3 protein-coding genes are annotated in these 4,031 nt (G+C 75.7%); 1 reads left to right on the top strand and 2 read right to left on the bottom strand.

Annotated features, from left to right (window positions below; translation table 11 throughout):
- Nucleotides 1–148: 148 nt before the first annotated feature.
- On the top strand, nt 149–1,303 hold the full coding sequence (locus DVA66_RS17900; protein ID WP_114561262.1) for an ROK family transcriptional regulator: 1,155 nt from the start codon (nt 149–151) through the stop codon (nt 1,301–1,303).
- A gap of 35 nt (nt 1,304–1,338) precedes the next feature.
- On the opposite strand, the gene DVA66_RS17895 is transcribed toward DVA66_RS17900, so the two are convergent.
- Both DVA66_RS17895 and DVA66_RS17890 read right to left on the bottom strand, forming a co-directional pair.
- Complete coding sequence (locus DVA66_RS17895; protein WP_114561261.1) at nt 1,339–2,574, bottom strand: M20 family metallopeptidase; 1,236 nt, start codon at nt 2,572–2,574, stop codon at nt 1,339–1,341.
- Nucleotides 2,571–3,920, bottom strand: a complete 1,350-nt coding sequence (locus tag DVA66_RS17890; protein ID WP_114561260.1) for an alpha-L-fucosidase — start codon at nt 3,918–3,920, stop codon at nt 2,571–2,573. The genes DVA66_RS17895 and DVA66_RS17890 overlap by 4 nt, the downstream gene beginning before the upstream one ends.
- Between the last annotated feature and the right edge of the window lie 111 nt (nt 3,921–4,031).

Here is a 4,031-nt window from a genome sequence, read left to right as displayed (position 1 = left end):
GCGGGGACGACGTCCAGGGTCACAGCAGGGCTCCTCGTGGTCGGGTGGCAGAGGTCGGGCAGGTGGAGGCACCCGGGCGGGTGCGGCCGCCGGGCGGGTCGGGGCGCAGGACGCCGTCCGGGGCGGGGAGGTGGGACACTATGGCGCCATGAGCGAGCCACCTGCGTCCCGCACACCGGCGTCCGGACCGCTGCTGGTGCGGCGCGGCGCCCGGGTGGTGCCCCGGCGCGCGCGGGTGCAGCACCGGGGGACGGTGCTCGGCTGGCTGTTCCACCACGGCCCGATGACGCGGGCCGACCTGGCGCGTGCGACCGGGCTGGCGAGCGTGTCGGTCTCCGACATCGTGGCCGGGCTGGTGGAGGAGGGGATCGTCTCCGAGCTGGGTCGGCGCAGCACCGGCGGGGTGGGCAAGCCGGGCACCCTGGTCGGGCTGCTCAGCAGCGAGCACCACGTGGTCGCGGTCGACCTGCGCTCGCTGTCGCGGGTGCGGCTGGCGGTGCTCGGGCTGGACGGCGTCGTGGTGCAGGAGGTGTGGTCCGACTTCGCCGGGCTGCGCTCCTCGGCCGCGGTGACCGCGCTGGAGCAGATGTGCCGGCAGGCGATCGAGGCCTCGCCGCGCCGTGTCCTCGGGGTCGGGGTGGCCGTGCCCGGCATCGTCGACCCGGACGGGCGGGTGCTGGAGTCGCTGCAGCTGTCCTGGACCGACGTGCCGCTGGCCGAGACCCTCGGCCGGGCGCTGGGCACGCCGGTGCAGGTGGTCAACGACGCCGACGCCCTCGCGCTGGCCGAGTACACCTACGGGTCGGCCTCCGCGGCGGGGTTCCTGCTGCTGTCGGTCGGCGTCGGCGTCGGCGCCGGGCTGGTGCTGGAGGGCCGGCTGGTGCGCGGTCACCGCAGCGCCTCGGGCGAGATCAGCCACCTGCAGGTCGACCCCGAGGGCGAGGTGTGCCACTGCGGACGACGCGGCTGCCTGAGCACCGTGCTCTCCCAGCCGCACCTGGAGGCCTCCGTCGCCGGCCAGGACGCCGAGGGGCGCCGGGAGCGGCTGCGCCGGGCGGGGCAGCTGCTGGCCGGGGTGCTCGCCCCCACCGTGGCCGCGGTCGACCTGGAGCAGGTGCTGCTGGCCGGCCCGCCGGAGCTGCTGGCCGGTGACCTGGTCGAGGCGGTCGCCGAGGCGGTGGCCGAGCGCTGCCCCCCGGTCGGCGGGCGCGCGGTCGAGGTCCGGCTGGCAGAGCTCGGGACGTCCGGGGCCCTGCAGGGGGCGACGGCCCGGGTGATCGAGGCCGTGCTCGGGTTCAGCTGACCCGGCTGCCGTGCCGGACGCCGGCCCGCGGCAGCTCACGTCGGCCCGGCCGGGTCGGCCGACGGGGCGGGCCCGGAGCAGAAGGCGGTGGCGAGCTCGGTGTAGAGGTCGGCGGCGGCGCGCACCGCGCGCAGCGAGACCTCCTCATCAGCGCGGTGCGCACGGCGCAGCAGGCCGGGGCCGAGCGCAGGCAGCACCGGCCAGCCGCGGGCGGCGGAGAACCAGGTGGCGTCGGTGGTGCCGGGGAAGACCGAGGCCGGCGGACGGCTGCCGAGCACCCGTTCCAGCGCGTCGGCGGCGGTGGTGGCCAGCGGTGAGGAGCGGGGGACGCGGGTGGCGGGCAGCCAGTCGTGCGGGGCGGCGTCGTACTCCACCGCCAGGTCGGCGTCCGCGCCGGCACCGTGCCGGGCGGCGGCGGTCAGCGCGTCCAGCACCTGCTCGCGGTCGGCGCCCGGGAGCGTGCGCACCTCGGTCCAGGCACGTACCAGACCGGGCAGCACCCCGTAGCCGAGCCCGCCCTCCAGCCGCAGCGCCGGGTTGGTGGTGGTCTGCCAGCCGACCAGGTCGTCCTCGTCGGCCGGGGTCGCGACGTCGGCGTCGCGCTGGGCCACCAGCGCGGCGGCCAGCTCCAGCCCGGCGTTGCGCAGCCCCGCCTCGCCGGAGAGGCTGGAGTGGCCCTGGTCGGCGCGCACGGTGAGCAGGGTGCGGGCCAGGCCGCGGCTCACCAGGTGCAGCCGGTCGAAGTCGGTCTCGATCCCACCCGGCTCGGCGATCACCACCCCGTCGGGATCGAGGTCGAGCAGCGGCGCGATGTGGTGGGCGCCCAGGGTGGAGGAGTTCTCCTCGTCGGCGGTCAGCACCAGCGACAGCCGTCCGGTCCGGGCGCTGGCGGCGACCCGGCCGGCGGCGACGAGGACCGCGGCCAGCCCACCCTTCATGTCGGCCGCGCCCAGCCCCACCAGCCGGTCGCCGTCGACCTCGGCGGCCCACGGGTCGACGCTCCACCGGCCGTCGCCGACCGGTTTGGTGTCGAGGTGGCCCGAGAGCACCAGGTGCGACCCGCCCGGCCCGAGGTCGAGCGTCACCACCAGGTTGGGCCGCTCCGGCCGGGCGGCCAGCACCGTCGGCGCGGGCAGTCCCAGGGTGGTGAGCACCTCACCGACCACCCCGGCCACCGCCCGCTCGTCCCCGGGCAGGTTGGGGCTGGGGGTGCGGACCAGCAGCCGGGTCAGCTCGACGACGTCGACCGGGTCGGCACCGGCGGTGCTCATCCCTGCTCCCGCAGGAAGATCTCCACCACCGGCACCAGGACGTCGGGACGCAGCACCGGCAGCTCGAAGGTCACCGCGCCGGCGGGCAGCCCACCCATCCCGCTGCCGTAGGCGCGCACCGTCGGGTCGGCCTCGGTGTAGCGGATCTCCGAGCCGTCGTGCAGCAGCTGGGCGTAGGCGACCCGTCCGCCCAGACCGCCGAGGTGGACGTGGCGCATCGGCCAGGCGAACAGGTGCAGGTAGAGCCGGTCACCGCGCTGGGTGAGCCGGACGTCGGAGGGGCCGAGGACGTCCACCGCCACCGTCACCGGGCCCGCACCCCGGATCGAGCGCTCGTGCAGCTCCATCCAGTCCCCGATCCCGGCCAGGGTGTCCCGCACCACCGGCGGCAGCGCGCCGCGGCCGTCGGGGGCCACGTTGAGCAGCAGGTTGCCGCCGTTGGACACCCCGTCCACCAGCATCCGCACCAGCAGCTCCGGGCTCTTGTGGTGCAGCTCGTCGCGGTCGTAGCCCCAGCTGCCGTTGAGGGTCTGGCAGGCCTCCCACGGCACCGGCCGGCCGGACACCGTCATCGGGCCGAGCGGCTGGTACTGCTCGGGGCTGACCAGGTCGCCGGGGACGTCGAGGCGGTCGTTGACGATGATGTCGGGCTGCAGCTCCCGGCACATCGCCAGCAGCTCCTCGCTGCCCCACTCCGCCGCACCCTTGCCGTTGAACACGTCGCGCTTGTGGTCGTCGTCGCTGTAGGAGAAGTCGAAGAAGAGGTAGGAGACCGGGGCGTAGCGGGTGAGCAGCTCGCGCACCTGGCCGTGCAGGTACTCCCGGTAGCGGGTGAGGTCGCGGCCGGTGTTGAGGGCCTCCACGTCGCCGTTGCGCAGCGGGTGCAGGCCGTCGACGGTGAAGTCGGGGTGGTGCCAGTCCAGCAGCGAGTAGTAGAAGCCGATCCGCAGGCCCTCGGCGCGGCAGGCCTCGACGAAGGGGCCGAGCAGGTCGCGGCCGTGCGGGGTGGAGGCGACCGACCAGTCGGTGAGGTCGCTGTCCCACAGGCAGAAGCCGTCGTGGTGCTTGGCGGTGATGACGACGTAGCGCATCCCCGCCTCGCGGGCGCGCCGGGCCCAGTCGCGCGGGTCGTAGCGGTCGACCTCGAAGTGGTCGAGGTAGCGCTGGTAGGTGGCGGTGTCCATCTCCTCCCGCGTCATCACCCACTCGTGGCGGGCGGCCAGGGCGTAGACGCCCCAGTGGATGAACATGCCGAAGCGGGCCTCGGTGAACCAGTCGGGCACGCTGGCCTCGGCGTTGGCGCCGCTGGGCAGCGCGACGTCGGTGGCGGGGGAGGGGTCGGTCATGGTGCTCCTCGCAGGAGGTGGTCGGGCAGGTCGGGTCAGCGGGTGGGACGGGTCAGCGGGCGGGACGGGCCAGGGTGACGACATCGGCCGGGTCGTCGGGGCGGCGCGAGC

Origin of the sequence: Desertihabitans aurantiacus, assembly GCF_003344635.1 — a bacterium.
Lineage (GTDB): Bacteria > Actinomycetota > Actinomycetes > Propionibacteriales > Propionibacteriaceae > Desertihabitans > Desertihabitans aurantiacus.
Note: the sequence above shows the minus strand (reverse complement) of the source record. Positions and strands in the feature narration are given on the sequence as shown.

Coding starts and splice junctions, on each gene's coding strand:
- DVA66_RS17900 (WP_114561262.1), top strand. CDS start 149: ATGAGCGAGCCACCTGCGTCCCGCACACCGGCGTCCGGACCGCTGCTG.
- DVA66_RS17895 (WP_114561261.1), bottom strand. CDS start 2,574: ATGAGCACCGCCGGTGCCGACCCGGTCGACGTCGTCGAGCTGACCCGG.
- DVA66_RS17890 (WP_114561260.1), bottom strand. CDS start 3,920: ATGACCGACCCCTCCCCCGCCACCGACGTCGCGCTGCCCAGCGGCGCC.